The 506-nt window shown below is 62.5% G+C and carries 1 protein-coding gene; it reads left to right on the forward strand.

The features are described 5' to 3' along the window. On the forward strand, nt 1-506 hold a 506-nt coding region (locus L0962_RS18140), incomplete at both ends, for a hypothetical protein (RefSeq protein WP_234087956.1).

Raw genomic sequence — 506 nt, forward strand, 5'->3', positions numbered from 1 at the left:
GACGGCGGGAACGGCGCAAAACACGACGCCGGTGGCGGGGATCGGCACGATCCTGGACAACGATGGCATCGTGGTGCGGATTGGCGATGCTGACGTGGCGGAAGGTCAGGATCTGGTGTTCAACGTGACGTTCAGCACGACGTCGGTGAATCCGGTGGAGCTGAATTTCACGGTGACGCCGAGTGGTGCGAATCCGATCGAAGCGAACGACATCGGGACGATGGTGGTTCGCGACAGTTTCGGGAATGTGCTGACGGCGAATGCGAACGGCAGCTACACGGTGCCGGCGAACGCCACCGGGGTGACGGTGACGATTCCGTCGATCCAGGACAATGTCTATGAAGGCCGTGAAACCTTCACGCTGAGCGCGACCAGCCCCACGTTTGGCGTAACGACGGGTGATACGGGTCAGGGGACGATCCGTGACGATGGCACGGGTGGTCCGCCGCCGGATGACGACCGTCCGACGGTGACGGTGAATGACGTGACGGTAGCGGAAGGTCAGG

This window comes from Azonexus sp. R2A61, from assembly GCF_021401135.1.
Taxonomy (GTDB): domain Bacteria; phylum Pseudomonadota; class Gammaproteobacteria; order Burkholderiales; family Rhodocyclaceae; genus Azonexus.